The organism is Streptomyces sp. NPDC099050 (genome assembly GCF_044759865.1).
GTDB lineage: Bacteria > Actinomycetota > Actinomycetes > Streptomycetales > Streptomycetaceae > Streptomyces.
Genome location: NZ_JBIWAE010000001.1, coordinates 668858 through 692412, shown reverse-complemented (window position 1 = coordinate 692412; position 23555 = coordinate 668858). Strand labels below are relative to the sequence as shown.

The 23555-nt window shown below is 72.2% G+C and carries 18 protein-coding genes and 3 pseudogenes; 12 read left to right on the top strand and 9 right to left on the bottom strand.

Annotation, left to right across the window (positions count from 1 at the left end; genetic code table 11):
* Positions 1 to 90 precede the first annotated feature (90 nt).
* Complete coding sequence (locus ACIQV3_RS03025; RefSeq protein WP_403709096.1) at positions 91 to 1620, bottom strand: hypothetical protein; 1530 nt, start codon at positions 1618 to 1620, stop codon at positions 91 to 93.
* Between the two features lie 266 nt (positions 1621 to 1886).
* On the opposite strand from ACIQV3_RS03025, the gene ACIQV3_RS03020 reads away from it, so the two are divergent.
* A complete protein-coding gene (locus ACIQV3_RS03020) occupies positions 1887 to 3587 on the top strand; it encodes a DUF6056 family protein (RefSeq protein ID WP_403709094.1) in 1701 nt (566 codons plus the stop codon).
* A 382-nt stretch (positions 3588 to 3969) separates the two neighbouring features.
* Positions 3970 to 4417, top strand: a pseudogene (locus ACIQV3_RS03015) (aspartate/glutamate racemase family protein); the annotation flags it as partial.
* Here ACIQV3_RS03015 and ACIQV3_RS03010 read toward each other — a convergent pair.
* The 3 genes and pseudogenes from ACIQV3_RS03010 to ACIQV3_RS03000 form a co-directional block, all read right to left on the bottom strand.
* Entirely contained in the window at positions 4321 to 4713 is a 393-nt protein-coding gene (locus ACIQV3_RS03010; protein ID WP_403709092.1) for a hypothetical protein, read from the bottom strand. The pseudogene ACIQV3_RS03015 and the gene ACIQV3_RS03010 overlap by 97 nt on opposite strands.
* Before the next feature lie 51 nt (positions 4714 to 4764).
* Positions 4765 to 4968, bottom strand: a pseudogene (locus ACIQV3_RS03005) (winged helix-turn-helix domain-containing protein); the annotation flags it as partial.
* A 3-nt stretch (positions 4969 to 4971) separates the two neighbouring features.
* A complete protein-coding gene (locus ACIQV3_RS03000; RefSeq protein WP_403709090.1) occupies positions 4972 to 6333 on the bottom strand; it encodes a M64 family metallopeptidase in 1362 nt (453 codons plus the stop codon).
* Between the two features lie 139 nt (positions 6334 to 6472).
* Here ACIQV3_RS03000 and ACIQV3_RS02995 point away from each other — a divergent pair, with 139 nt between their 5' ends.
* Together ACIQV3_RS02995 and ACIQV3_RS02990 are read left to right on the top strand one after the other, a co-directional pair.
* Positions 6473 to 7834: a tetratricopeptide repeat protein gene (locus ACIQV3_RS02995; protein ID WP_403709088.1), complete on the top strand. Its 1362-nt coding sequence runs from the start codon at positions 6473 to 6475 to the stop codon at positions 7832 to 7834.
* A gap of 106 nt (positions 7835 to 7940) precedes the next feature.
* On the top strand, positions 7941 to 8348 hold the full coding sequence (locus ACIQV3_RS02990) for a RidA family protein (protein WP_403709086.1): 408 nt from the start codon (positions 7941 to 7943) through the stop codon (positions 8346 to 8348).
* On the opposite strand, the gene ACIQV3_RS02985 is transcribed toward ACIQV3_RS02990, so the two are convergent.
* Positions 8345 to 8869: a GNAT family N-acetyltransferase gene (locus tag ACIQV3_RS02985; protein ID WP_403709084.1), complete on the bottom strand. Its 525-nt coding sequence runs from the start codon at positions 8867 to 8869 to the stop codon at positions 8345 to 8347. The genes ACIQV3_RS02990 and ACIQV3_RS02985 overlap by 4 nt on opposite strands.
* Positions 8870 to 8979: 110 nt before the next feature.
* On the opposite strand from ACIQV3_RS02985, the gene ACIQV3_RS02980 reads away from it, so the two are divergent.
* On the top strand, positions 8980 to 9630 hold the full coding sequence (locus ACIQV3_RS02980; RefSeq protein WP_403709082.1) for a helix-turn-helix transcriptional regulator: 651 nt from the start codon (positions 8980 to 8982) through the stop codon (positions 9628 to 9630).
* A gap of 67 nt (positions 9631 to 9697) precedes the next feature.
* On the opposite strand, the gene ACIQV3_RS02975 is transcribed toward ACIQV3_RS02980, so the two are convergent.
* Both ACIQV3_RS02975 and ACIQV3_RS02970 read right to left on the bottom strand, forming a co-directional pair.
* Positions 9698 to 9910, bottom strand: coding sequence for a 4-oxalocrotonate tautomerase family protein (locus ACIQV3_RS02975; RefSeq protein ID WP_327308822.1), 213 nt, complete (start codon positions 9908 to 9910; stop codon positions 9698 to 9700).
* Positions 9911 to 9970: 60 nt separating this feature from the next.
* A complete protein-coding gene (locus ACIQV3_RS02970) occupies positions 9971 to 10777 on the bottom strand; it encodes an SDR family NAD(P)-dependent oxidoreductase (RefSeq protein ID WP_403709080.1) in 807 nt (268 codons plus the stop codon).
* A 117-nt stretch (positions 10778 to 10894) separates the two neighbouring features.
* Between ACIQV3_RS02970 and ACIQV3_RS02965 the strand changes: the two genes are divergently transcribed.
* From ACIQV3_RS02965 to ACIQV3_RS02955, 3 genes are all read left to right on the top strand, one after another.
* Positions 10895 to 11803: a LysR family transcriptional regulator gene (locus ACIQV3_RS02965; RefSeq protein ID WP_403709078.1), complete on the top strand. Its 909-nt coding sequence runs from the start codon at positions 10895 to 10897 to the stop codon at positions 11801 to 11803.
* 287 nt (positions 11804 to 12090) lie between these two features.
* Positions 12091 to 13656 carry a cellulase family glycosylhydrolase gene (locus ACIQV3_RS02960; protein WP_403709076.1) on the top strand — a complete coding sequence of 522 codons (1566 nt, stop codon included), beginning with the start codon at positions 12091 to 12093 and terminating at the stop codon, positions 13654 to 13656.
* A 16-nt stretch (positions 13657 to 13672) separates the two neighbouring features.
* Complete coding sequence (locus tag ACIQV3_RS02955) at positions 13673 to 15472, top strand: glycoside hydrolase family 6 protein (protein ID WP_403709074.1); 1800 nt, start codon at positions 13673 to 13675, stop codon at positions 15470 to 15472.
* 102 nt (positions 15473 to 15574) lie between these two features.
* On the opposite strand, the pseudogene ACIQV3_RS02950 reads toward ACIQV3_RS02955, so the two are convergent.
* Positions 15575 to 16762 (bottom strand): annotated as a pseudogene (locus ACIQV3_RS02950) (MFS transporter); the annotation flags it as partial.
* 289 nt (positions 16763 to 17051) lie between these two features.
* Positions 17052 to 18104, bottom strand: coding sequence for a LacI family DNA-binding transcriptional regulator (locus ACIQV3_RS02945; RefSeq protein WP_403709072.1), 1053 nt, complete (start codon positions 18102 to 18104; stop codon positions 17052 to 17054).
* Between the two features lie 447 nt (positions 18105 to 18551).
* Between ACIQV3_RS02945 and ACIQV3_RS02940 the strand changes: the two genes are divergently transcribed.
* The 4 genes from ACIQV3_RS02940 to ACIQV3_RS02925 all read left to right on the top strand — a co-directional run bounded on the left by ACIQV3_RS02940 (position 18552) and on the right by ACIQV3_RS02925 (position 23510).
* The gene (locus ACIQV3_RS02940; RefSeq protein ID WP_403709070.1) at positions 18552 to 19919 is read left to right on the top strand and encodes an ABC transporter substrate-binding protein; all 1368 of its coding nucleotides are present in this window, start codon (positions 18552 to 18554) and stop codon (positions 19917 to 19919) included.
* Positions 19920 to 20134: 215 nt separating this feature from the next.
* A complete protein-coding gene (locus ACIQV3_RS02935; protein ID WP_403709068.1) occupies positions 20135 to 21097 on the top strand; it encodes a carbohydrate ABC transporter permease in 963 nt (320 codons plus the stop codon).
* Between the two features lie 4 nt (positions 21098 to 21101).
* Positions 21102 to 22037, top strand: coding sequence for a carbohydrate ABC transporter permease (locus tag ACIQV3_RS02930; RefSeq protein ID WP_403709066.1), 936 nt, complete (start codon positions 21102 to 21104; stop codon positions 22035 to 22037).
* A 36-nt stretch (positions 22038 to 22073) separates the two neighbouring features.
* Positions 22074 to 23510 carry a GH1 family beta-glucosidase gene (locus ACIQV3_RS02925; protein WP_403709064.1) on the top strand — a complete coding sequence of 479 codons (1437 nt, stop codon included), beginning with the start codon at positions 22074 to 22076 and terminating at the stop codon, positions 23508 to 23510.
* The last annotated feature ends 45 nt before the right edge of the window (positions 23511 to 23555 follow it).

Below are 23555 nucleotides of genomic sequence, written 5' to 3'. Positions count from 1 at the left end.
CTCCCCGACCCACTCCCCTTGAACCACAACAACCAGTCTGGCCCCGCCGCTGACGCGGCGGAGCCAGAACCCAACATCTTCATCAGTCTTCTAGGCGCGCAGGGGCGGGGTCGGGAGCCCCGGGCCGTCCAGTGCCACGAGGGCCAGGACGGCGAGGGAGCCCGTCCACGCGAGGGGGGCGACCGAGCAGGGCCGGCCGGACCCGTCCACCTTCTCCGGCAGTTCGCCGAGCGCGTTGCGCTTCGAGAGGACCCAGTCCATGACCCGTCCGGCCCTCTCGGGCCGGCCCGTCCCGGCCCACGCGAGCGCGAAGAAGGACGTACTGGGTGTCCAGGCGTACGCGCCCCAGCGCGCCCCGGGGTCGTTCCCTGGGGTCAGCCCGCCGTTGGGCAGCAGCAGTTCCCGGTACGTGGTGTCCAGCGCCCCGGCCAGACCGGCGGGGGCCTCGTTGAAGGGAGGCGCCATGAAGGCCACCGCACTGTCGTGCCCGTGGCGTCCGTCGACGGTCCGCCGGTACCCCAGGGGAAGGAAGCGTACGGAGATCCCGGCGGACAGCCGCCGCGCGGCCCGGGCCCAGCGGGCCGCGTCCCCGGGCCGGTTCGCCTCCCGGGCGAGGTCGGCGGAGGCGTTGAGCCCGGCGAGGAGCGGTGCGGCCGTACCGATGTTCGCGGTGGCCGTGGTCAGCTCCCAGTAGTCGGGGGACGCCGGGGGCAGTCCGTCCGCCCGCAGGGAGGCCGCCGCGTGATCGGCGGCCTTGCGGATCATCGGGTAGAGGGTGGCCAGCCTGGCCCGGCGGGTGGCCCGGGGAGCCGCCTGGTACCACTGCCAGGTGGCCCAGGGGACCCAGCCGTTGGCGTCGAGCTGCCGGGCCCTGGCGTCGGGCGGCCCGGATCCGTCGAGCTTCGTACGCGCTTCCCAGGCGCCGTCCGCGCGCTGGGTCGCGGCGCTGTAGCGCAGGATCCGGTGGGCCTCGGCGTCGTGTCCGGTGTGCGCGAAGGCCGCGGCGGCGAAGCTGGAGTCGCGCGGCCAGGAGTACTTCCAGCCGTGGCTCCAGCCCGCCGCCACCGCGCCGTTCGGCCGGAGCAGGGCGCGCATGGCCAGCAGGGCCCGCTCCGCCGCCGCGCGCCGCTCGGGCGAGGCGCCGGGGACCCGGCCGGAGGCCAGCCAGGCGCGGCTGGCCTCGATCTGCCGTAGGGCCGCCGGATGGCCGGCGGCGACCACGGCCGAGGCCGTCCTGGCGTCGGGGAGGTACATCCACCGGCCCGAGGCCAGCCGCAGGACGTGGCTCCCCCGGACGTAGCGCGCGTCCGCGGCGAGGGAAGGCGGAACGCCTTCGGCGGTGGTCGTGTTGGACAGGAGGCCCGCCGTGGGGACCGCGAGGGCCGCCAGGCGCGCGTGGCCGGGCTCCGCCTCACCCCGGCCCCGGTGACCCGTGAGCACGGCGAGCGGCGCCGGGCCGCTGTCGCGGGTGGGGTGCACGGCCTCATACCGGGTGGGGAGCGCGGGGTGCCGGGCGGTGGGGTGTCCCGGGGTGGGGTGTCCCGGGGTGCACACGGGCACGGCGACGCTCGCCAAGGCCGCCGTGACGACCGCCCAACGACCGGGCCGGACACCGGGCATCGCCGCTCCCTCCGCCGGGCCCGCGTGCGCGCGGACCCTGGCCCCCCATCCTGGGCGAGCCGTGCGGAGGCTGCCACGGAGCGCGCGCCGCGCGGGTGACCGGGGAGTACAGGGGCCCCGCGGCCGCGTAACCGGCCTGGCGCTCCCGGGATGCCGGGGGTCGCGGGCCGTGCACATCATGGGTGTCCGCGGGCCGGCCGGTCACCGTGGGGGGCGGGTGCGTCGGCCGCCCCTCCCGTCCGGGTTCCGCTGCGAAGGGCGGGTACATGAGCACTGCTGCGGGCGAAGGCGAGGGCAAGGGCGGCGGCGACGACGGCGCCGAACGCGCTCCGCACGAGCACGCCGGGCCCGGGGCCACCAGGCTCCATGGTGCGCGGCAGCAAGAGAGCGCACCGGAAGGCAGCGCACCGGAAGGCAGCGCACCGGAAGGCGGCGGACCGGAAGGCAGCGGACCAGATGCCGGCCGCCACGGGGGCGGCCGCCCCCGCACGCTCCTGCGCGGGGTGCTCCCCGGCGCCGGTGCCGTCCTCGTCGCCGCGGCCGGTGCGCTGATCGCCGTGGGCTGCTTCCTCGGCCTGTACGTGCGGCCCACGTCCGACGACTGGTGCGCCGGCTGGAAGGCCCGCGACATGGGCGTCTTCGGCATCACCTCCGACTTCTACATGACGCAGAACGGCCGGATCACCAACGCCTTCCTGAGCGGTCTCGTCTACGGCGACGGACTGGCCGGGGCCCAGATCCTGCCGACGGTCATCGCCGTCTGCTTCACCCTCGGACTGGTCCTGCTGGGGCGCGAGTTCGTGCGCTTCCTCGGCGGCGGGCCCCGGGTGCTGGTCCTGACCGCGTGCGCCCTGGTCGTCCAGGCGCTGGTCTATTTCGCGGGACCCCGCAGCTATCAGGTGCTGTTGTGGGCGCCCGCCTCGATCTCCCACACCGTGCCGAGCGCCGTCGGCGTGTGGGTGCTGTTGCTGGCCCTGCGGACCGCCGGCCATCCCCGTACCGCCGTCCGGGTGGCCGGACTGGCCGGCTCGTTCCTCGTCGGCTTCGCGATGGGCACCCTGAGCGAGCCGTTCACGCTCGTCAGTGGCCTCCTCGCGGCGCTCGTCGGGCTGCTCTGCCTGCCCCGGCTCGGACTGGCGCGGGACTGGCGGCCGTTCACCTGGTGCCTCGTCTGGTGCTCGGGCCTGGTCTGCGGTCTGGTCGTCCTCTACACCTCCCCGGGTGCCCGGTGGCGCCGGGCGCAGCAGCCGGCGAAGGAGTCGATGCTGTCCCCGGCCGAGCTCCGGGCCACCTTCGGGGACTGGCTGCGCATGTGGGACTTCGTCGCCGGCCGGCCGGCCTACCTCGGAGCCGCGGCCGTCGGCGTCCTGCTGGGGCTGGCGGCGGTCCTGGGGAGGGGCCGGCGGTGCGGGCCCGTGCCGGGGAGGCGGGAGGCGCGCAGGACCGTACCGCGCGGAACGCTCGTCGCCCTGCTCCTGCTCCCGGTGCCGGTGGTACTGCTGGGCTCGTTCGCCGTGGTGGTGGGCCTGCGCAGTGGTTACGGGCCGGACGGGTGGACGTACGCCCGGACCTGGACGAGCTACCTGGTTCCGATGGAGCTGGCCCTCTGCGGCTACGGCGCCCTGCTGGGGGCCTGGGGCGGGCGGCGGCTCCGGGCGCACCGGAGCGCCGGCACGGCGTTCCTTGCCTGCGTCGTGGCGGCGGGCTGCCTGGCGCTGGCCTCGGTGGCCGTACTGCTCCCCGAGCTCCGGCGGCTGACGACGGCCACGGTCACCCGCTCGGTGGCCTGGGACGCGCAGGACGCGCGCATCCGGGCCGAGATCGAGCGGGGCGCCACGGACGTGGCGTACCGGCCCCTGCACATCGGCGGTCTCGCCGAGCCCTTCTACACGCAGACCTACGAGCGGGACTGGGCCGCCGCCTGCGTGTCGAAGTGGTACGGCGTCGACCGGATCCATCCCGGCTGAGCGGGCCGAGTACGGATGACCGACCTCAGCGCCTCCACGGCGCACCGGGCCGGGCGGGCCCGGGAGCTCCTGCGCACCGAGGGTCCGGCCGCCGCCCGCATCGTGGTCACCGTGGCCGCCGCCTGGCAGGCCGCGCTGTGGCTGGGCGCCGACCAGCCGCCGGTGTTCACGGCGATGGTGCCCCTGGTGGCGCTGCGCGGTGATCCGATGACGGCCCTGGGCACCACGCTGCAGCGGATCCTGGGGGTCGTGGCGGGCGTGCTGCTCGCGATCGGCGTCCTCAACGTGTGGCAGCCCTCCACCCTCACCCTGGCCCTGGTCGTGGCCCTCGGCCTGGGCGCCGGCATGGTCCTGCGGGCCGGCGCCGCCCTCAACATCCAGGTCCGATGCCGCCCGGTCGCTGGAAGCGGCGGGCGCGGAGCTCCTGCTGATCTGCACCAACACCATGCACAAGGTCGCGGACCCGGTCCAGGCCGCCGTCTCCGTCCCGCTCCTGCACCTGGCGGACACCACGGCCGCCGCCGTCCGCGGCGCCGGACCGCGCGGGGTGGGGCTGCTGGGCACCGCGTTCACGATGGAACAGGACTTCTACCGGGGCCGCCTGGATCGTCCTGGGGTGCACGGAGATCGAGCTGCTCATCGGCCCCGCGGACAGCCCCGTACCGCTCTTCCCCACCGCCCGCCTGCACGCCGAGGCGGCGGTGGACGCGGCCCCTGGCCCCGTAAGGGCCCGTCAGGCGGGGTGGAAGACGTCCTCGCGCGCGTCGTCGAGGATGAATCCGTTGTCGAAGCGCACCCGGACGGTCACCCGCAGCGGGTCGGCCCGGTAGGCGGTCCATGCGGGCTCCAGCCCGGCGACCTTCTCCTCCAGCTGCTTCTTGCTCTCCGCCGGCATCCCCGCGCCGTAGGCGTCGAGGAGCGACTTCAGCCGTTCGTACTCGCGGGATTCCGCGGTCTGCCGGTCGTGCTCGACCACCCGTACGACGGTGCCCTCGGTGCCCGCCGCCAGGGACAGCGAACCGACGACGGCCCCCGCCGACCCCGAAGGGTCCTCCGTCATCGCGACCCAGTCGGTCAGCCGGGTGTCGGCGGCCAGCCTCACCCGCAGGCCCTCTTGCAGCGTCATCGTCTCTTCAACTCTCCGCTCGGTACGTGCCGTGCCATTATCCGCCCACCTCTACGCCATCCCGCCGGTCCCGGGCGCGGTGATGCGGTAGCCCACGCCGGGGGTCGTCGTGATGATCTGCGGGGCGCCCAGTTCGCGGCGCGGGCGGCCCATGGTGACCGCGACCGTGTCGGTGAACGGGTCGGCGTTCTGGTCACAGACCCGTTCGAGCAGGGCCTCGGCGCTCAGGACCGTCGCGCCGCCCGCCCCGGCCACCGCCTACCGGCGGACGTTCCAGTCGACGGTGGAGCGCAGCGTGCGGGCGATCTCCGGGTCGCGGACCGAGGGGGTCCGGTCCTCGGCGGTGACCGACAGGGTGTGGATGCGCGCGTCGGGGAGCCTCAGCTCCGCGACCGTGACCTCGGTCCGGCCCGCCAGTCGCCTGACCTCCCGCCCGTCCAGGTACCAGCGGACCAGGAGTTGCCGGCCGTCGGCGCCGGTGAGCCGGGGTACGGCCGCCTTCGCGGTGTGCCGCGTCCGCAGGGTGCGGTCCGTCGGAGTGAGCGGGGTGACGGTGCTCGCGTGCTGGTGGAAGCCGGCGATCATCGCCTCCACACCGGGCAGGTTGAAGGGTTTGCCCAGGACCCGCATCAGCGAGTTGTCGGTGGGCCGCCGGAGCCCGGTGACGAAGTAGCCGCCGCCCTCGTAGGCGCCGACGGCGCCGCCGTCCGGGGAGGGCTCGCCGAGCCAGCGGTGCCACTTGGTGCGCCGGGCGGCCATCTGGTCGGCGGACAGCGTGGAGCTGTTGGACTCGGCGGGCTCCGGCCCGGTGTACCTCTCGTAGTCCGGGACACCGGGGTAGAAGTACTCGTCCGCGAGCTTGCCGAGGGAGTGGCCCGTCTCGTGGATGGCGACCTGGCCGGACTTGGCGTTGTCCGCAGAGGCGGTGGAGATGCCCTCGTAGCCGAGGGTGGCGCTGGGCTCGTTGTAGCCGGCGCCGCCGTACTTGGCGCTGTTGGCTAGGACGAACACCAGGTCGGCCTCGGGCGCCTTGGCCACGTAGGAGTCCACCCTGAGCTGGTCTATGCACAGGAGCCGCTCGATCTCCTCGCACCAGAAGTACGCGCCGAGGGCCGTGTCCCGAACGGCCGCCCGGTCGGGGTCTCCGGAGACGCCCGACTCCCGGGACACGGCGTCGACCGTCCAGACGTTGAAGAGGTTCCGGTACGTGGCGTACGGCTCCACGGCACTGACCTCGGCCCACTTGGCCCGGGCGTCGGCGTGGAACTTCGCCAGCTCGTCCGCCGTGTAGCCGTCGCCGATGACGACCACGTCCAGCCGGTCGGCGGTGGGGCCGTTGTCGACGATCTTGGCCACCTCGCCGTCCGCCGCGCGCTCCGCTTCGGAGAGCCGGGCGCCCGTTCCGGTCGGTCGGTCGGCGCGTGCGGGGACACGAATGTGGCCCGATCCGGCGTCACCGCCCTGCTCCGGGCCCGGAATCTCCACCACCAGCCGGGGCGCGACCGGGGCGTCGGCGGCGCGGACGGGTCCGGCGGCCAGCAGCGCGGCGGTCGCGCAAGCCGCCGCGACGGCTGCCCGCAGGACCGCCCGGGCGGCGGCCGGGCGTCTGACGTGGTGCATGAAGTCCTCCTGCGATGAAGGGAGTTAAGCGGGTGTGTAAGTAGAGTGAATCGGTTGCTTAAATTAGGTGGCGCGTGACGGGTGCGCAATCCCCTGCTCCCCCTGAATACTGGGCAGTTCGAGCAACCAGGGGGATCCCATGGACGAACCGGCCCAGATCGGCCGCAGGGTTCAGCGCATGCGCACCGAACTCGGCCTGACCCAGCGCAAGTTGGCGGAACCCTCGTACACCCCGGCTTACGTCTCCACGCTGGAGTCGGGCAAGGTGCGCCCCTCCGAGGCCGCGCTGCGCTTCCTGGCCGAACGGCTCGGCACCTCCTACGAGGAACTGGCCACCGGGCGCCCCGCCGCCCTGGCCACCGAGCTACGCCTGGCGCTCATCGACGCCCAGCAGCTCCTGGCCTCGGGCGCGGCGGTCGAGGCCGCCGTCCACTACCGGCGGCTGCTCGCCGAGGCGGAGGAGCTCGGGCTCACCGAGGAACAGGCCGGGGCGCTGCTCGGACTGGGCGACTGCGCTCTCGAGACGGGCGAATTGCCCACCGCGATCGGCTACTTCGAGTCGGCCGAACGCCTCCTGGCCGACGAGCCGCTCCCCCGCCGCGCCCGCCCCATCCGGGGCCGCGCCGTGGCGCACCTGCTCGCCGGGGAACTGCGCTACGCCTGCTACCTGCTCGAATCGACCATCGACGAGCTGGGGGCGAGCGGGCTGGCCGACCCCGAGGCACTGCTCCTGCTCTACGCCGCGGTCATCGGACCGTACATCGACATGGGCGCCCACGCCCGGGCCGCCCACGCCGCCGAACTCGCCCTGGCCCTGGCCCCCCAGGTCACCGACCCGGCCCTGGTGGCGGGCATGCACCGGCAGGTCGCGCGGACGTTCCTGACCGAGGGGCGGGTGGCCGACGCCGACGCCTCCCTGGCCAAGGCCCAGGCGATCTACGGGCAGCTACAGCTGCGGACCGACCTCGCGCACTGCCACTGGATGCGCGGCTACGTACAGGCACAGAACGGCGACCTCACCTCCGCCGAGCGGGAACTGCGCACGGCCCGGGACATGCTCTCGGCCGGCCGGGCGGCCCTGTACACCGCGCAGGTCGAGGTCGAGCTGGCCGACGTACTGCGCCGGCTCGGCCGGTACGAGGAGGCCGCCGGGCTGCTCTCGGCGCTGCTGGCACTCGGAGACAGCCACGGAGCCGTCCACGCGGGCGGTGCCCACCGGCTCCTCGGCCTCATGGCCGAGGAACGGGGCGAACCCGAGTCGGCCGAGGAGCACTACGTACAGGCCCTGGCTCTGCTGGAACGCAGCGGGGCGACGGGCGACCTCGCGGACCTGTGCCGCCTCCTGGGCGATCTGCTGCGCCGGGCCGGCCGCACCGAGGCGGCACTGGACGCCTACCGCACGGGCCTGGGCCACCGCGCGGCCCCGGGCACCACCACCCTGGGCCCGGCACCCGCGGCTCCGGCGTTCCCGCCACACCCGCAGCGTCCGGCGTCGCGGTAGGCGGTACGCGCACCTGGCTTGTTCTTCAACCTGAGGTTGCCGCGGAGTGCTTGCCGGCGGGGAAATTGCGGTGCGCGTCGGCGCCACGCTGGGCAGACTCGCGGACATGACTGAGAAGATCACCCGCATCAACCCCGAGCAGCTGCACGCGACGCCCGGCTATCACCACATCACGGTGGTGGAGGCAGGGCGTACGGCCTACCTGGCGGGACAGTGCCCGCTCGATCGGAACGGTGACCTCGTCGGTGCCGGTTCCCTCGAGACGCAGGTCGACCAGGTGGTCGCGAACGCGCTCATCGCCCTGGCCGCGTCGAGTGCACAGCCGCGACACGTGGTTCGGTCAGTGATCTACGTGCGGAGCGACGAGAGGGACATGCTCGCAGTCGCATGGCGTCGGCTCACCGAGTCCGCCCTGGGGCCGGCGTTCACCACCGCCAGCACGCTCTTGGGCGTTGCCCAGCTGGGCTTTCCCGGACAGCTCGTCGAGGTGGATCTCACCGTGGCGCTGCCCTAGAGGTCGATCCAGTAACGCCGCTTGGGGCCGATGAGGGTCTCGCGGACGTCCTCCAGTACGCCGCCCTGGCCCTCGATCGTGCGGATCGAGGCCTGGTTCCCGGGGTCGCAGGTGAGGAGGACGCGATCGATCCCCAGCAGGCGTGCCTCGTACTTGACCTCGCCCAGGGCCCAGGTGGCCAGGCCGCGGCGGCGCGCCGAGGGGCGCACGCTGTAGCCGATGTGGCCTCCGGCGTCGAGCAGGAACCCGTTCAGGTGGTGGCGCAGGTCGATGGCGCCCAGGTACTCGTCCCCCTCGGCCATCCACCAGTAGGTGGCATGCACACGTCCGGACGCGGGCGGGATCGCATGGTCCCCGTACGCCCGCAGCCGCTCCGTCCACGCGGCGAAACCCTCCGGACTGTCCACGTCGTCGTCGGAGGAGAGCCCGGCGCCGTCCATGTGGGAGTCGGACCCCCATTCCTCCTGCGCGGCGAGCCAGGAGGCGTGCAGACGGGGGGTGGGCGTGATCAGTTCGGGCATGGACGGACGATAACAGCCCGCAGAAACCACCCCCGGGCGGGCACCGGAGAGGAGGCGGAGATCGCGGCTTCCTCCGCTTTTAAGCCATGGGCATCGTTTATATTGGGGCCATGCCCGACCAGCCCCGCGATGTGGATGTTCAGCGCGTCCACCACGCCTTGGCCGTACCGTCGCGTCGCCGACTGATGACACTGCTGCGGGAGGCGGACGGACTGCTGGGGGTGGCTGACATGGCCGCCGCCACGGGGCTCTCCGTCGCCACCGTCCGCCACCATCTGGCCGCCCTTGCCGAGGCTGGCCTGGTCACGGCCACCGCCTCGGCCGGGCCGGGCCGGGGCCGGCCCAGACTCCGGTACGCGGCCGCCCGGCCCGATCCTCAGGAGGAGCCGGCGGACGGCCCCTTCCGGGAGTTGGCCCGGGCCCTGGCCGAGGCGGTCGGGGGCGGTCCGGGCGCGTCCCGGGAGGCGGGCCTCGACTGGGGACGGCGGCTGGCCGGGAGCGGGCCCGCGGCGGAGCGGGTGTTCGCCGCGGCCGCCCGGATGGGCTTCGCACCCCGGGACGCGCCGGGACCCGACCCCGGCACCCGGCGGGTACTACTGGACGCGTGCCCGTACCGGGAGCTGGCCCGGGCCCGGCCCGAGGTCGTGTGCGCCGTCCACCAAGGCGTCCTGGACGGCCTCCTGGAGGCCGACGGGGCCAGGGTGCGGTTGCTGCCCTTCATCGGACCGGATCTGTGCGCGCTGGACCTGCGCAGCACCTGACCCGCACGCCGACCGCCCCCGCGCACCGCCTGGCGGGGGCAGGTCCGGCCTCCGCACGGGGCCGGCCTCAGTCGCGGGCGCGGTTGCGGCGGCGGTACTCGTCCGTCGGGACGCCACCCACGCCCCAGTCCTCCAGGGCGACCTCCTCGATGAGGACGAACGTGGTGGCCGGGTCCTTGTCGAGGACCTTGACCAGCAGGTCGGTGACTCCCGCGATGATCTCGGCCTTCTGCGACGCGGTGGCGCCTTCACGGGTGATCTTGACGTTGACGTACGGCACGGGGATTCCTCTTCTCGTGGCGGTGGCGGTGGCGGGGCGGTGGCGGCAGGGGCAGCGGTGTCAGATGCGGCGGCCGGTGACGTGGCCGCCGTCCACCCGCAGGGCGTGGCCGGTCACGAACCCGGCGCCCGCGAGGTAGAGCACGGCGTCGGAGATCTCGGCGACCTCGCCGACCCGGTCCTGGAGGGCGAGACCGCCGTAGGAGTCGACCTCGGAGGCCTCGTGAAGGGGCGTGCGGATGATGCCCGGCGCGACCAGGTTCACGCTGATCCCGTCGGCGGCGAGCTCCGCGGCGAGGCTCGTCGTCAGCGCGTGCACACCGGCCTTGCTGACCACGGGCGCGGTGGCCGGGAAGCCCGCCAGCGCGTGGTCCACCAGCACGGTCCCGATGTTGACGATGCTGCCGCCCCGTCCCTGGGCGCGCAGGGCCCGTACGACCGCCTGCGTGGTGAGGTAGGTGCCCTTGAGGTTGCCCGTCAGATAGCCGTCGAGCTCCTCCTCCGTCACCTCGGCGAAGGGCTTCGGCTCGAAGGTGCCGGCGTTGTTGACGAGGACGTCGATCCGCCCGAAGCGATCGAGTGCCGTGCGGACGAGGGCTTCGCCGGTCTCCCGGTCAGCGATGCTGCCCGCGACGCACGCGGTGCGCTCGGGGTGGCCCAGGCCGGCGGCGGCCTTGGCGAGGCGGCCGGCGTCCCTGCCGTTGAGTACGACGTTCGCGCCGGCCGCCAGGAAGGCGCGGGCGATGTCGCGGCCCATGCCGCTGGAGGATCCGGTGACGATGGCCGTGGTCGCGGTCACGGTCTCGGTCTCGGTCTCGGTCTCGGTAGTGGTCGTCGCAGTGGTCGCGGTGGTCTGGGTGGCCGTCATGTGGCTCGTGCCTTTCGTGGGTGGGGCCGGGGAGTCCCGGCGGCCGTCTCCAGAAAGCTAGGGGCCCTCAATCCATAACACCACGACGGAAATTGGAGCATGTGATAATCCAGCGTTATGGATGTGGATCTGCGTGACCTGGAACTCCTGGACGCCACCGCGGAAGCGGGCTCCCTGACCGCCGCCGCCGAGCGGCTCTACGTCAGCCAGCCGGCACTGAGCCAGCGGCTCACCCGGCTGGAGGCCCGTCTCGGCATGCAGCTCTTCGACCGCAAGGGCCGCCGCCTGATCCCCAACGCCGCCGGCCGGCGGCTCCTGGTCGCCGCCCGCCACGTCCTCGGCGAACTCGAATCGGCCTCGCGGGACCTGCGGGAGCTCCGCGACGGGCGGGACCGGCGCGTGCGGTTCGCCGCACAGTGCAGCACCACCTTCCCGTGGCTGCCGCCGGTCCTGCGCGCCTTCCGCGTGCGCGAGCCGGACATCGAGGTACGGATCGAGACCGTCGTCGACGATGCGCCGATTCCGGCGCTGCTGGCCGATCTGGTCGACGTGGCCCTGGTCACGAAGCCGGACCTGCAGATGGACCGGGTGTCCCTGACCAGGCTGTTCGACGACGAGATGATGGCGGTGGTGCCCGCCGGGCACCGGTGGGCATCCCGCGCACACCTGACCGCCCGCGACTTCGACGGCGCGGACCTGGTCCTCTACGACTTCTACGACCAGAAGCGCATCCCGTCGATGCCCCTGCCGATCCCCGCCGGCGCCCGTCCCGCCCGCATCACCACCATGCCGGTGGTGACCGACCTGGTGGTCGAGATGGTGGCGGGCGGCCAGGGCGTGACGGTGCTGCCGAACTGGGTCGCCGCCCCGTACGTCGCCTCGCACGGTCTCGCCCTGGTCAGGATCGGCGCGAAGCCGCTGACCCGTACCTGGTTCTGTGCGACACGGACCGGCCCGCGCCCGCCCCACCTGGAGGCGTTCGTCGAGGAACTCGTCGCCCGCCTCGAAACTCCCCGCGTGGACTGAGGGGGCGCGGCGCCGGACCGGCACGGCCATGGTTCTCCTTTCGGCTCGGTGATGACGGCTTACGGGGAGGGTGGGCACAAGCCCTGAACCAGTGGGAGCGCTCCCACTGTGCAGACGGGACTCAACGCCGTCAAGGTCCGTGAAGAGTCGAAGCCATTCCCACGGAAATTTCCTCAACTCCTCTGTTGCTTGGCTTCAGTTGCCGCTACGGTCTGGCCCCAACCAGTGGGAGCGAATCCGTCAGTCGGCGCGCCGTCACAGCGCGCCCTCGCTGCAAGGACTCGCTCATGCGACACCCCCCACGCACGTCCGCGCTGCTCACAGCGGCAGCGCTAGCGATGGTGAGCTGCGCGCTCGCCGTCACGGGTACGGCCGCAGGAGCCGCGGCCGCACCCTCGTGCACGGTGACGTACTCGGTCGTCGGCCAATGGGCCGGCGGGTTCCAGGGTTCGGTCACCGTCACCAACAACGCCTCCGCACTGAACGGCTGGAGCCTCGGCTTCGGCTTCCCGGCGGGCCAGGCCCTCAGTCAGGGCTGGGGCGCCAAGTGGTCCCAGGCCGGGTCGGCCGTCACGGCGGTCAACGAGAGCTGGAACGGCACGCTCGGCACCGGTGCGAGCGTGACCACCGGCTTCATCGCCTCGTGGTCGGGCGCCAATACGGCGCCCGGCGCGTTCACGCTCAACGGAGCCGCCTGCACCTCCGACTCCGGACCCGGACCCGGACCCGGACCGAATCCGACGCCCACACCCACACCCACGCCCACACCCACACCCACACCCACACCCACGCCCACTCCGACGGGCCCGACACCCACACCCACACCCACCGACCCGATCTCCGGGGCGCCCGAACTGAGCGTCACCGGCAATCGCCTCACCGACCGGTCCGGTGCCACCCGCCGCCTCCTCGGAGTCAACCGCTCCGGGGGCGAGTTCATGTGCGTCCAGGGCCACGGCATCTTCGACGGTCCCGTCGACGACGCCTCGGTGCGCGCCATCGCCGACTGGAAGGCCAACACCGTCCGCATTCCCCTCAACGAGGAGTGCTGGCTCGGCGTGGACACCATCAAGCCCGAGTACCGGGGCGCGAACTACGCCGACGCCGTCAAGGGACTGGTCGACCGCGTCCTGGCGCACGGCATGACCCCGGTCGTCGAACTGCACTGGACCTACGGCCAGTACACCGGCAACTCCTCGGGGTGCGCCGACGTGCACGCCTCCTGCCAGAAGCCGATGCCGGACGCCCGGTACGGCCCGGCGTTCTGGACCTCGGTGGCCAACACCTTCAAGAACGACCGGCGGGTCGTCTTCGACCTGTTCAACGAGCCCTATCCGGACCGGGCCACCCCCACCACCGCCCAGGCATGGACCTGCTGGCGCGACGGCGGCACGTGTCCGGGCATCGGCTACGAGGTCGCCGGCATGCAGGACCTCGTGGACGCCGTCCGCGCGACCGGCGCCCGCAATCTCGTCCTCGTCCCCGGCATCGCCTACTCCAACGACCTGAGCCAGTGGCTCGCCCACTCCCCCACCGACCCGACGGGCAATCTCGCCGCGGCATGGCACGTCTACAACTTCAACACCTGTTCCAACGAAGCCTGTTGGGACTCCACTCTCGCCCCGGTCGCCGCCCGGGTCCCGCTCGTGGCGGGAGAGATCGGCGAGAACACCTGCGCGCACGCGTTCGTCGACCGCGTCATGAAGTGGTTCGACGACCGCTCCCTCTCGTACCTCGGCTGGACCTGGAACACCTGGAGCTGCGGCTCCGGTCCGGCCCTGATCACCTCCTACGACGGCACCCCCACCGCATTCGGCATCGGGCTGCGCAACCACCTGCGCGCCCTGAACTGAAAGGCAATCCACGAAAATGAGCCGCACATCAGCACTCGGCACGACTCCCCGCACCACGTCCCGTACGACCAGGCGCACCGCCCTGCTGGCGGCCCTCAGCCTGGTCACCGCCGCCGGCGCGACCGCCACCGTGTTCGGCACCTCCGCCGGCGCAGCCGCCGCGGGCTGCAAGGTCGAGTACCAGATCACCAACCAGTGGAACACCGGGTTCGGTGCGAACGTGATCGTCACCAACACCGGTGACCCGGTGGCCTCCTGGACCCTGGAGTGGTCCTACGCGAACGGCCAGCAGGTCACGCAGGGCTGGAACGCCACGATCACCCAGTCGGGGGCGGCCGTGACGGCCAGGAGCCTCTCGTACAACGGGAGCCTGGCCACGGGCGGTTCGACCTCCTTCGGCTTCAACGGCGCGCACAGCGGTACCAACGCCGTTCCCGCGACCTTCAAGCTCAACGGCGTCACCTGCAACGGCGCGACGGACCCGACCCAGCCGCCGACCACTCCCCCGACGACACCGCCCACCACGCCGCCCACGACCCCGCCGACCACCCCGCCGCCGTCGGGCGGCAAGGCCGACAACCCGTACGCGGGCGCCAAGGTGTACGTGAACCCCGAGTGGTCCGCCAAGGCCGCCGCCGAGCCGGGCGGCACCAAGGTGTCGAACCAGCCCACCGGCGTCTGGCTGGACCGTACCGCCGCCATCGCGGGGGCGAGCGGCTCGATGGGGCTGCGCGCCCACCTGGACGCGGCGCTGGCGCAGAAGGGCAGCGGCGAGCTCGTCGTCCAGCTGGTGATCTACAACCTGCCCGGACGGGACTGCGCCGCGCTCGCCTCCAACGGCGAGCTGGGCCCGACGGAGATCGACAAGTACAAGACGCAGTACATCGACCCGATCGCCGCCATCCTCGCCGACGCCAAGTACGCGGGTCTGCGGATCGTCACCACCGTCGAGATCGACTCGCTGCCGAACCTGGTCACCAACGTCACCGGACGCCCGACGGCCACGGCCAACTGCGACGTGATGAAGGCCAACGGCAACTACGTCAAGGGGGTCGGCTACGCACTGAACAAGCTCGGCTCCATCGCCAACGTCTACAACTACGTGGACGCGGGCCACCACGGCTGGCTCGGCTGGGACGACAACTTCGGCGCCTCCGCGGAGATGTTCAAGCAGGCGGCGACCGCCGAGGGCTCCTCGCTCGCCAAGGTGCACGGCTTCATCGTGAACACGGCCAACTACAGCGCACTGAAGGAGGACCACTTCAAGATCGAGGACTCCGTCAACGGCACCTCCGTACGCCAGTCGAAGTGGGTCGACTGGAACCGGTACACGGACGAGCTCTCCTACGCCCAGGCCATGCGGACCAAGCTGGTGTCCCTGGGCTTCGACGCGAACCTCGGCATGCTGATCGACACCTCCCGCAACGGCTGGGGCGGCACGGCGCGGCCGACCGGACCCGGCGCGCTCACCAGCGTGGACACCTATGTCAACGGCGGCCGCTACGACCGCCGCATCCACCTCGGCAACTGGTGCAACCAGTCCGGCGCCGGCCTCGGCGAGCGGCCGCAGGCCGCCCCGGCCGCAGGCATCGACGCGTACGTGTGGATCAAGCCGCCGGGCGAGTCGGACGGGGCGAGCAAGGAGATCCCGAACGACGAGGGCAAGGGCTTCGACCGCATGTGCGACCCGACGTACACGGGCAACGCCCGCAACGGCAACAGCATGTCGGGGTCCCTCCCGAACGCGCCGCTGTCGGGCCGGTGGTTCTCGGCGCAGTTCCAGGAGCTCATGAAGAACGCCCACCCGGCGCTGTGACGCACCACCCGTAAGAAGTCCGGGGCGGTACGGAATCCGGTTTCCGTACCGCCCCGGGCTCGTCGGCCGGAGCCCGTCCGTCCCGGGTCTCACACGGTGAGGCCGCTCCGCGCCCGGGGCGCCGGCCACTGCCTCGGGGCTGACGCCGTGATGCTGCTGCTCCTCGGGGCGGCCCTTCTTGGGCAGCAGGAAGGTGATCGCGAGGAAGGCCACCAGCAGACCTGCCTGGACGATCAGCGCGTGGCGGAAACCGCCGGTGAAGTCACCGGTCTCGGCCCGGGCGAAGAACACCGAGCCGAAGACCGCGACGCCGATGGAGCCGCCGACGGCCTGGACCGCCGACAGCACACCGGAGGCGGAGCCGATCTCGTCGTCGTCGACCGCGGCGAGGATGAAGCTGAACAGGGCGGCGATCACCATGCCGGCGCCCACGCCCGCGACGGCCACGCCGGGAACGATGTCCCAGATCGAGAACGAGGCGGCGTCGAGGCCGTCGAGTTCGAACCACAGCAGGGCCGCGCCCGCCAACTGGACCAACGGTCCGATCTGCAGCACCTTGCGGCCGATCCTGTCCGCGAGGAACGCGCCGCTGACAGCGCCGCCGATCGCGGTTCCCACCGCGAGGGGCAGGTTGCCGAGTCCCGCCTCTCCGGCGGTGAAGTGCCGGCCGAGCTGGAGGAACAGGGTCAGTACGAGTTGCGTGCCGATCAGCCCGCCGAAGAACAGGGCGATGCCGCCGAGCCCGACGGTGAAGGCCGGCTTGCGCAGCAGGCCCGGGGTCACCAGCGGGTCACGGCCCGCGGCGGCCCTGCGGCGCTGCTGGACGGCGAACAGGGCGAAACCGGCCAGCGAGCCGGCCATGCACAGCCACGTCCACAGCGGCCAGCCGTCCTCCTGCCCCTGGTTCAGCGGCAGCACCAGCAGGGCGCACGCCGCCATCACCAGGACCGCGCCCGTCAGGTCCACCCGTACGGTGCGGTCACCCGCCTTCTTGGGCACGAACTTCGCCGCGACGATCAGCGCCGCGATCCCGATGGGCAGGTTGATCAGGAACACCGACCGCCAGCCCAGACCGAAGAAGTCGCCCTCGATGAGGAAGCCGCCCAGGACCGGGCCGATGATGCCGCCCAGGCCGAGGACGGGGCCGAAGATCGCGAAGACCTTGGTCAGCTCGGGGCCGGAGAAGTTCTCCCTCAGCAGGCCGAGACCCTGGGGCAGCAGGATCGCCCCGGCGGTTCCCTGCAACAGGCGGAACGCGATCAGCGATTCGATGGTGGGCGCGAGCCCGCACCCGCGAACACTCCGACCGGCGCGTCATCACCCTGCGCAGCGGTGCGCACATCCAGGAACGGGCGGACGAGTTCTTCGGCCCGCTCGCCCGCCGCCTCGACACCGCGATGTCGCACCACCCGCCCCGGCTTCTGGAACAGTTCGAAGCGTTCATGGCCGACCTGAACACCGCCATGGACACCCACCTCGCCGAACGAGACACGCCGGCATCGAACTCTCCCCACCCTCCTGGCGGCGGGACCGCCTGACCAGGGGGCTTCTCGGAGAGCCCGGCTTCACGGCGAACCGCTCAGGAGGAATCCCGCACGACCAGTTCCGTCGGGAGCACCCGGCGCGACCCCTCGCCCTCCCCCTGCCCCGTGGCCCCCTCGCCCGCGGGCCCTTCCGCGATCTTCCGGAGCAGCAGTCGGGTCATCGTGCGGCCCATCTCCTCGATGGGCTGGCGCACGCTCGTCAGGGGCGGATCCATCAGGCGGGCCACGGCGGAATCGTCGACCCCCACGAGGGCCACGTCCTCGGGGATGCGCCGTCCGGCCTCGCGCAGCACCCCGCGCGCACCGGCCGCCATCACGTCGGAGGCGGCGAAGACGGCGTCCAGGCGGGGAGCGCGCTCCAGGAGTTCGCGCATCGCCAGCCGGCCGCCCTCCTCGGTGAAGTCCGCGGTCGCCACCAGGGACTCGTCGGGCTGGATCCCGGCCTCGGCGAGCCCCGCGCGGTACCCGCCCAGACGCGCCCGGGCCACGTACATGTCCAGCGGCCCGCTGATGGTGGCGATCCGGCTCCGGCCGCGCCCCACCAGGTGGGCGACGGCCGCCCGTCCCGCGCCGATGTTGTCGGAGTCCACGTAGGCGACGGGTTCGGCCTCCGAGCGCCGCCCGTTCATGACGACCGGCAGCCCCAGCCGCGCGATCCGGTCCGGCAGCGGGTCGTCGCCGTGGACGGATGCCAGCAGTACGCCGTCGACCCGCTGGGCGGCCAGGTAGTCCTCGAACCGCCTACGCTCGGCCTCGGTCCGCACCAGGGTGAGCAGCAACTGCTTGTCGGCCTCGGCCAGTTCGGCGCTGACCCCGCGGATCAGGTCGAGGAAGTACGGTTCCGAGAACAGCCTGGCCTCGGTCTCCGGGATGACAAGGGCGACCGCGTCGGTCCTGCTCCCGGCCAGGGCCCTGGCCGCCTGGTTGGGTACGTACCCCAGCTCGGCCACGGCGCGGGCGACGGCGTCCTTGGCCTGCTCGCTCACCCGCGGCGAGCCGTTGATCACCCGGGAGACCGTGCCCCGGCCGACACCGGCCAGGGCCGCGACCTCTTCCAGGGTGGGCCTGCCGTTCTGCCGTCCGCTCACGGTGCTCGAACTCCCCTCGTGCGCTGTCGCGCTCCGGGCCGGTGCGTGCCGGCCGGGCGCGGCTGATCAGGTAAGAAGCGGATCCCGCCCCCAGTCTCGCGCGGAACACGTTACGCCGCTCCGGCGCAGGGCAGGCCCGAATGGGAGCGCTCCCACACTACTCATGATCCCGCCTTGGCGCCATGGCCGCATTCAGAACCCGACGAGGCCGCACCGGAAAGTGGGGCCCGGCGTGCACCGAACGCCCCTGCGCCACCAATTCGCGTTCATCTCTTGACACCCGCACCCGCCAAGCAGCAACCTTCCGGCAACGACGTGGGAGCGCTCCCATCCTTGGATGCGAGAGCGAGCTCCACATCAGGTCCCGGCAGGGCCCTCGCCGAGCCGCGAACAGCCCGCCGGACCTTCTGGCGCACAACGAGCACCACCTTGGACGAGGAGAGTGGAATGCGCACTTCCAGCAGCAGACACGGTCGCGGACGCCGCATCGCGGTCCACGCGGTCGCCGCGATCGCCGCCGTGGCGACCGGCACGGCCCTGCTCACCGGCTGCGGCAGCGACGGTGACGGCGACAGCGGCAAGGGCGACGGCGCGGCGGGCGGCGAGCAGATCACGCTGCGGATCGGAACCTTCGGCTCCTTCGGCTACGACGACGCGACCGGAGCCAAGCTCTACGCCGAGTACACGAAGACGCACCCGAACATCAAGATCGAAGAATCGAACGTCGCCGACGGCCAGAAGTACTGGGACACCCTCAAGCTGCGGCTCTCCCGCGACAGCGGTCTCGCGGACATCCAGGCCCTGGAGGTGGGCTACATCGCGGAGGCGACCGGTCCCGCCATGGCGGACAAGTGGACCGACCTCGGCAAGACGGGCGGCGCCGACCTCGGCGCGTTCCTCGACTGGAAGGTCAAGCAGGCCACCACGGGCGACGGCAAGGTCATCGGCCTCGGCACCGACATCGGCCCGATGGCCATCTGCTACAACAAGGACCTCTTCGCCCAGGCCAAGCTCCCGACGGACCGCACCGAGGTCGGCAAGCTCTGGGCGGGCGACTGGGCGAAGTTCATCGAGACCGGCGAGACGTTCAAGAAGAACGCCCCGGCCGGCACGGCCTTCCACGACTCCGCGAGCGGCCTGTTCAATGCGGTGATCTCCAGCCAGCCCGTGCAGTACGCCAACACCAAGGGCGAGCTGGACTACGAGAACAGCCCGGGCGTGAAGAAGGCGTGGGACACCGCCGTGGCGGCGACCAAGGGCGAACTGACGGGCAAGCTGCGCCAGTTCGACGAGAAGGGCACCTGGAACGCGGCCTTCAAGAACGCGAAGTTCGCCACCGTCGCCTGCCCCAGCTGGATGACGGGCATCATCAAGGACCAGGCGGGCCCGGAGAACCAGGGGAAGTGGGACATCGCCGCGCCGCCCGTGGCCGGCAACTGGGGCGGCTCGTTCCTCGCCGTGCCGAAGTCCGGCAAGCACGTCAAGGAGGCGGCCGAGCTCGCCGCCTGGCTCACCGCTCCGGCGCAGCACGCCAAGGTCTTCGGTGTGAACGGCAACATCCCCTCGACCAAGGACACGCTCACGTCCGCGACCGTCCAGGACGCCAAGCTGCCGTACTTCGGTGACACCCCGGTCGGCAAGATCTACTCGGAGGCCGCGGCCGGCATCACGCCCGCCCCGATCAGCCGCTGGGACGGTCAGGTGAAGACCTTCCTCACCGACAACGGCATCCTCGACATCGAGCAGCGCGGCACCGACCCGGCGAAGGCCTGGGAGAACGTCAGGAAGCTGGTCGCCGACAAGATCGATCAGTAGCGGGGCCGCCCGCGGCCCGTCGCCGCCCAGCGGGGGCGACGGGCCGCCACCGTCCGGGCCGCCACCACCCGGACCGCCGCCGTCCGGACCGCCGCCCGCCTTCCCGCCCGCACACCCGGTCCGCTCCCCCGTGGACGCCGACCCGTACGCATCTCCCGTACGCATCTCCCCGTACGCATCTCCTCCCGTACGCACCGACCCGGAAGGACGCCCCCGTGGCCACCTCCGTACGGGCGACGCGTGGCGGCTCCCCGCCGCCCGCCGGCCTGCGCAGCACGCTCTACCGCCTGGACCTGAAGGCCGTCCCCTACGTCTTCGTCGCCCCCTTCTTCCTCACCTTCGCCGCTTTCGGCCTCTTCCCCCTCATCTACACGGGCTGGCTCTCGCTCCACCGGGTCGAACTCGGCGGCAGCGCCCAGTGGAAGGGGCTGGAGAACTACAGCTCCTTGGCGACCAGCGAGTTCTTCTGGAACGCGCTCGCGAACACCTTCACCATCGGCGTGATCTCCACCGTTCCCCAGCTGCTGATGGCCCTCGGCCTCGCGCACCTGCTCAACTACAAGCTGCGTGGCCGCGGTTTCTTCCGAGTCGCGGTCCTGGCCCCGTACGCCACCTCCATCGCGGCGGCGACGCTCGTCTTCGCCCAGCTCTTCAACACCGACTACGGGCTGATCAACACGGTCCTGGGCTGGGCCGGCTTCGAGCCCGTCTCCTGGGAGTCCTCCAAGTGGCCCGCGCAGATAGCGATTTCCACGATCGTGACCTGGCGCTGGACGGGCTACAACGCGCTCATCTACCTGGCCGCGATGCAGGCCGTGCCGCAGGACCTCTACGAGGCGGCCGCGCTGGACGGGGCCTCGCGCCTGCGCCAGTTCCTCAGCGTCACCATCCCCTCCATCCGTCCGACGATCCTCTTCACCGTCATCGTCTCCACCATCGGTGCCACCCAGTTGTTCGGCGAGCCCATGCTCTTCGGCGGCAGCGTCGGCATCAGCGGGGGCAGCGGGAACCAGTTCCAGACGCTCAGCCTGCTCATGTACGAGAAGGGGTGGGTGACCGGCGCGCTGGGCCAGGCCTCCGCCATCGCCTGGGTCATGCTCCTGCTCCTGCTGCTCATCGGCGGCGTCCAGACGCTGATCACCCGCTCGCACCACAAGCGCAAGAAGTCGGGGAGCTGAGCTCATGGCGCGCACGCTCGACACGTCCACACCCACACCCACCCGTACGCCCGCACCAGCGGCCGCTCCCACCCCGGCGGCGCCCCGCCGCAGGCTGCTGCGCCAGTCGGCCGGCCGTCAGCACCACGCGGGACCGCTGACGTACGTCCTGCTCGGCCTGGCCGCCCTCGTCTCCCTCTTCCCGCTGTACTGGAACCTCGTGGCCGCCTCCCACACGGGCGAGCGCGTGGTCGAGGCCCCGGCCCCGCTCCTGCCCGGCCCCCGGCTCTTCGACAACCTCGCCTTCGCCTGGAACCAGGTGGACATGGGCGAGGCACTGGTCAACACGACCGTCGTGGCCGGGCTCGTGGCCCTGTCCACCGTCCTGTTCTCCACCCTGGCCGGCTTCGCCTTCGCCAAGCTGCCCTTCAGGGGCCGGGGCGCCCTGCTGGCCCTGGTGGTGGCGACCATGACGATTCCGCCGCAGCTCAGTGTGATCCCGCTCTATCAGATCATCACCGATCTCGGCTGGGTCGATCAGCTCCAGTCGGTCGTCCTGCCCTCGCTGGTCGCCGCCTTCGGCGTGTTCTTCATGCGCCAGTACCTCATCGAGGCGCTGCCGGTGGAGCTGGTGGAGGCGGCCAGGATGGACGGCGCGCACAGCCTGCGCATCATCTGGCACGTGGTGTTCCCCGTGGCCCGGCCCGCGATGGCGGTCCTCGGGATGCTCGTCTTCGTCCAGGCCTGGAACGACTTCTTCTGGCCGTTCATCGCGCTGACCCCGGACGGGAATCCGACCCTCCAGGTCGCCCTGGCCGGTCTCGGCGCGGGAGCCCATACGGTCGACCAGGCCGTCGTGCTGACCGGCGCGCTCATCTCCACGCTGCCGCTGCTGCTGGTCTTCGCCGTGCTCGGCAAGCACATCGTGGGCGGGATCACGTCCGGCGCCGTCAAGAACTGACCACTTCATCCACACTCGCGTTGGGAGCGCTCTCCTATGACCGCGTCCGAGACCCGGCCGCTCACCGCCGTCCGCTCTTTCCCGTCCGGCTTCCTCTGGGGCACGGCCACCGCCGCTTACCAGATCGAGGGCGCCGCCCGTGAAGGCGGCCGGACCCCGTCCATCTGGGACACCTTCTCGCACACCCCCGGCAAGGTCTTCGGGGGCCACACCGGTGACGTGGCGGTGGACCACTACCACCGCTTCCCCGAGGACGTCCGGCTGATGTCCGAACTCGGCCTGGGCGCCTACCGGTTCTCCGTCTCCTGGTCGCGCGTCCAGCCGACCGGACGCGGGCCGGCCGTCCAGAAGGGCCTGGACTTCTACCGCCGGCTCGTCGACGAGCTGCTCGCCGCCGGTGTCACCCCCGCCCTCACCCTCTATCACTGGGACCTCCCCCAGGAGCTGGAGGACGCGGGCGGCTGGCCGGAGCGCGCGACCGCCGAGCGCTTCGCCGAGTACGCGGGGCTCGTCGCCGATGCCCTCGGAGACCGGGTGAAGCACTGGATCACGCTCAACGAGCCCTGGTGCAGCGCGTTCCTCGGCTACGCCTCCGGCGTGCACGCCCCGGGCCGGACCGACCCGGTCGCCGCGCTCCGCGCGGCCCACCACCTCAACCTCGGTCACGGCCTCGCCGTCCAGGCCCTGCGGGCGGCGCTGCCCCGGGACGGTCAGGTCGCGGTCTCCCTGAACCTCCACGAGGTGCGCCCCCTGACGTCCTCGGCCGGTGACCGGGAGGCGGCCCGGCGCATCGACGCCGTCGGCAACCGGATCTGGCTGGGCCCGATGCTGGAGGGCGCCTATCCCGAGGATCTGCTCGCGGACACCGCGCGGCTGACCGACTGGTCCTTCGTCCGCGACGGAGACACCGCCACGGCGCACCAGCCCCTGGACCTGCTCGCCGTGAACTACTACACGCCGACGGTCGTCTCGCGGGCGGCGGAGGGCGAGAGCGTGCCGCAGGACGACGGCCACGGAAACAGCGAGCACTCGCCGTGGCCCGGCGCGCAGGACGTGGCGTTCCACCGGGCGCCGGGGGAACGTACGGCGATGGGCTGGCCGGTCGACGCGAGCGCCCTGTACGAGCTGCTGACCCGCACCGCCGCCAGGTACCCCGGGCTGCCGCTCGTGGTGAGCGAGAACGGAGCGGCGTACGAGGACGAGGTCGGTCCGGACGGGACGGTGCACGATCCGCTCCGCACCGCCTACATCCACGCCCACCTCGACGCCGTGCACCGGGCGATCGCCGACGGGGTGGACGTGCGCGGCTACTTCCTCTGGTCGCTGCTCGACAACTTCGAGTGGTCCTACGGGTACGCCAAGCGGTTCGGGGCGGTCCACGTCGACTACGAGACGCTGGAGCGCACGCCCAAATCGAGTGCGCGCTGGTACGCCCGCGTGGCGCGGACCGGGGAGCTGCACGCCCCGTCGTAGTCGTAGGGGAGTACGGGCCGTCCGGCGCCGGGTGCCGGGTGCCGG

What these genes read in the sequence shown, in the direction of transcription:
- ACIQV3_RS02965 (WP_403709078.1), top strand. Translation starts at nt 10,895, where the DNA reads ATGGATGTGGATCTGCGTGACCTGGAACTCCTGGACGCCACCGCGGAA.
- ACIQV3_RS02960 (WP_403709076.1), top strand. Translation starts at nt 12,091, where the DNA reads ATGCGACACCCCCCACGCACGTCCGCGCTGCTCACAGCGGCAGCGCTA.
- ACIQV3_RS02955 (WP_403709074.1), top strand. Translation starts at nt 13,673, where the DNA reads ATGAGCCGCACATCAGCACTCGGCACGACTCCCCGCACCACGTCCCGT.
- ACIQV3_RS02940 (WP_403709070.1), top strand. Translation starts at nt 18,552, where the DNA reads ATGCGCACTTCCAGCAGCAGACACGGTCGCGGACGCCGCATCGCGGTC.
- ACIQV3_RS02925 (WP_403709064.1), top strand. Translation starts at nt 22,074, where the DNA reads ATGACCGCGTCCGAGACCCGGCCGCTCACCGCCGTCCGCTCTTTCCCG.
- ACIQV3_RS02970 (WP_403709080.1), bottom strand. Translation starts at nt 10,777, where the DNA reads ATGACGGCCACCCAGACCACCGCGACCACTGCGACGACCACTACCGAG.
- ACIQV3_RS03000 (WP_403709090.1), bottom strand. Translation starts at nt 6,333, where the DNA reads ATGCACCACGTCAGACGCCCGGCCGCCGCCCGGGCGGTCCTGCGGGCA.
- ACIQV3_RS02985 (WP_403709084.1), bottom strand. Translation starts at nt 8,869, where the DNA reads ATGCCCGAACTGATCACGCCCACCCCCCGTCTGCACGCCTCCTGGCTC.
- ACIQV3_RS03025 (WP_403709096.1), bottom strand. Translation starts at nt 1,620, where the DNA reads ATGCCCGGTGTCCGGCCCGGTCGTTGGGCGGTCGTCACGGCGGCCTTG.
- ACIQV3_RS02980 (WP_403709082.1), top strand. Translation starts at nt 8,980, where the DNA reads ATGCCCGACCAGCCCCGCGATGTGGATGTTCAGCGCGTCCACCACGCC.
- ACIQV3_RS03020 (WP_403709094.1), top strand. Translation starts at nt 1,887, where the DNA reads ATGAGCACTGCTGCGGGCGAAGGCGAGGGCAAGGGCGGCGGCGACGAC.
- ACIQV3_RS02930 (WP_403709066.1), top strand. Translation starts at nt 21,102, where the DNA reads ATGGCGCGCACGCTCGACACGTCCACACCCACACCCACCCGTACGCCC.
- ACIQV3_RS02995 (WP_403709088.1), top strand. Translation starts at nt 6,473, where the DNA reads ATGGACGAACCGGCCCAGATCGGCCGCAGGGTTCAGCGCATGCGCACC.
- ACIQV3_RS03010 (WP_403709092.1), bottom strand. Translation starts at nt 4,713, where the DNA reads ATGACGCTGCAAGAGGGCCTGCGGGTGAGGCTGGCCGCCGACACCCGG.
- ACIQV3_RS02990 (WP_403709086.1), top strand. Translation starts at nt 7,941, where the DNA reads ATGACTGAGAAGATCACCCGCATCAACCCCGAGCAGCTGCACGCGACG.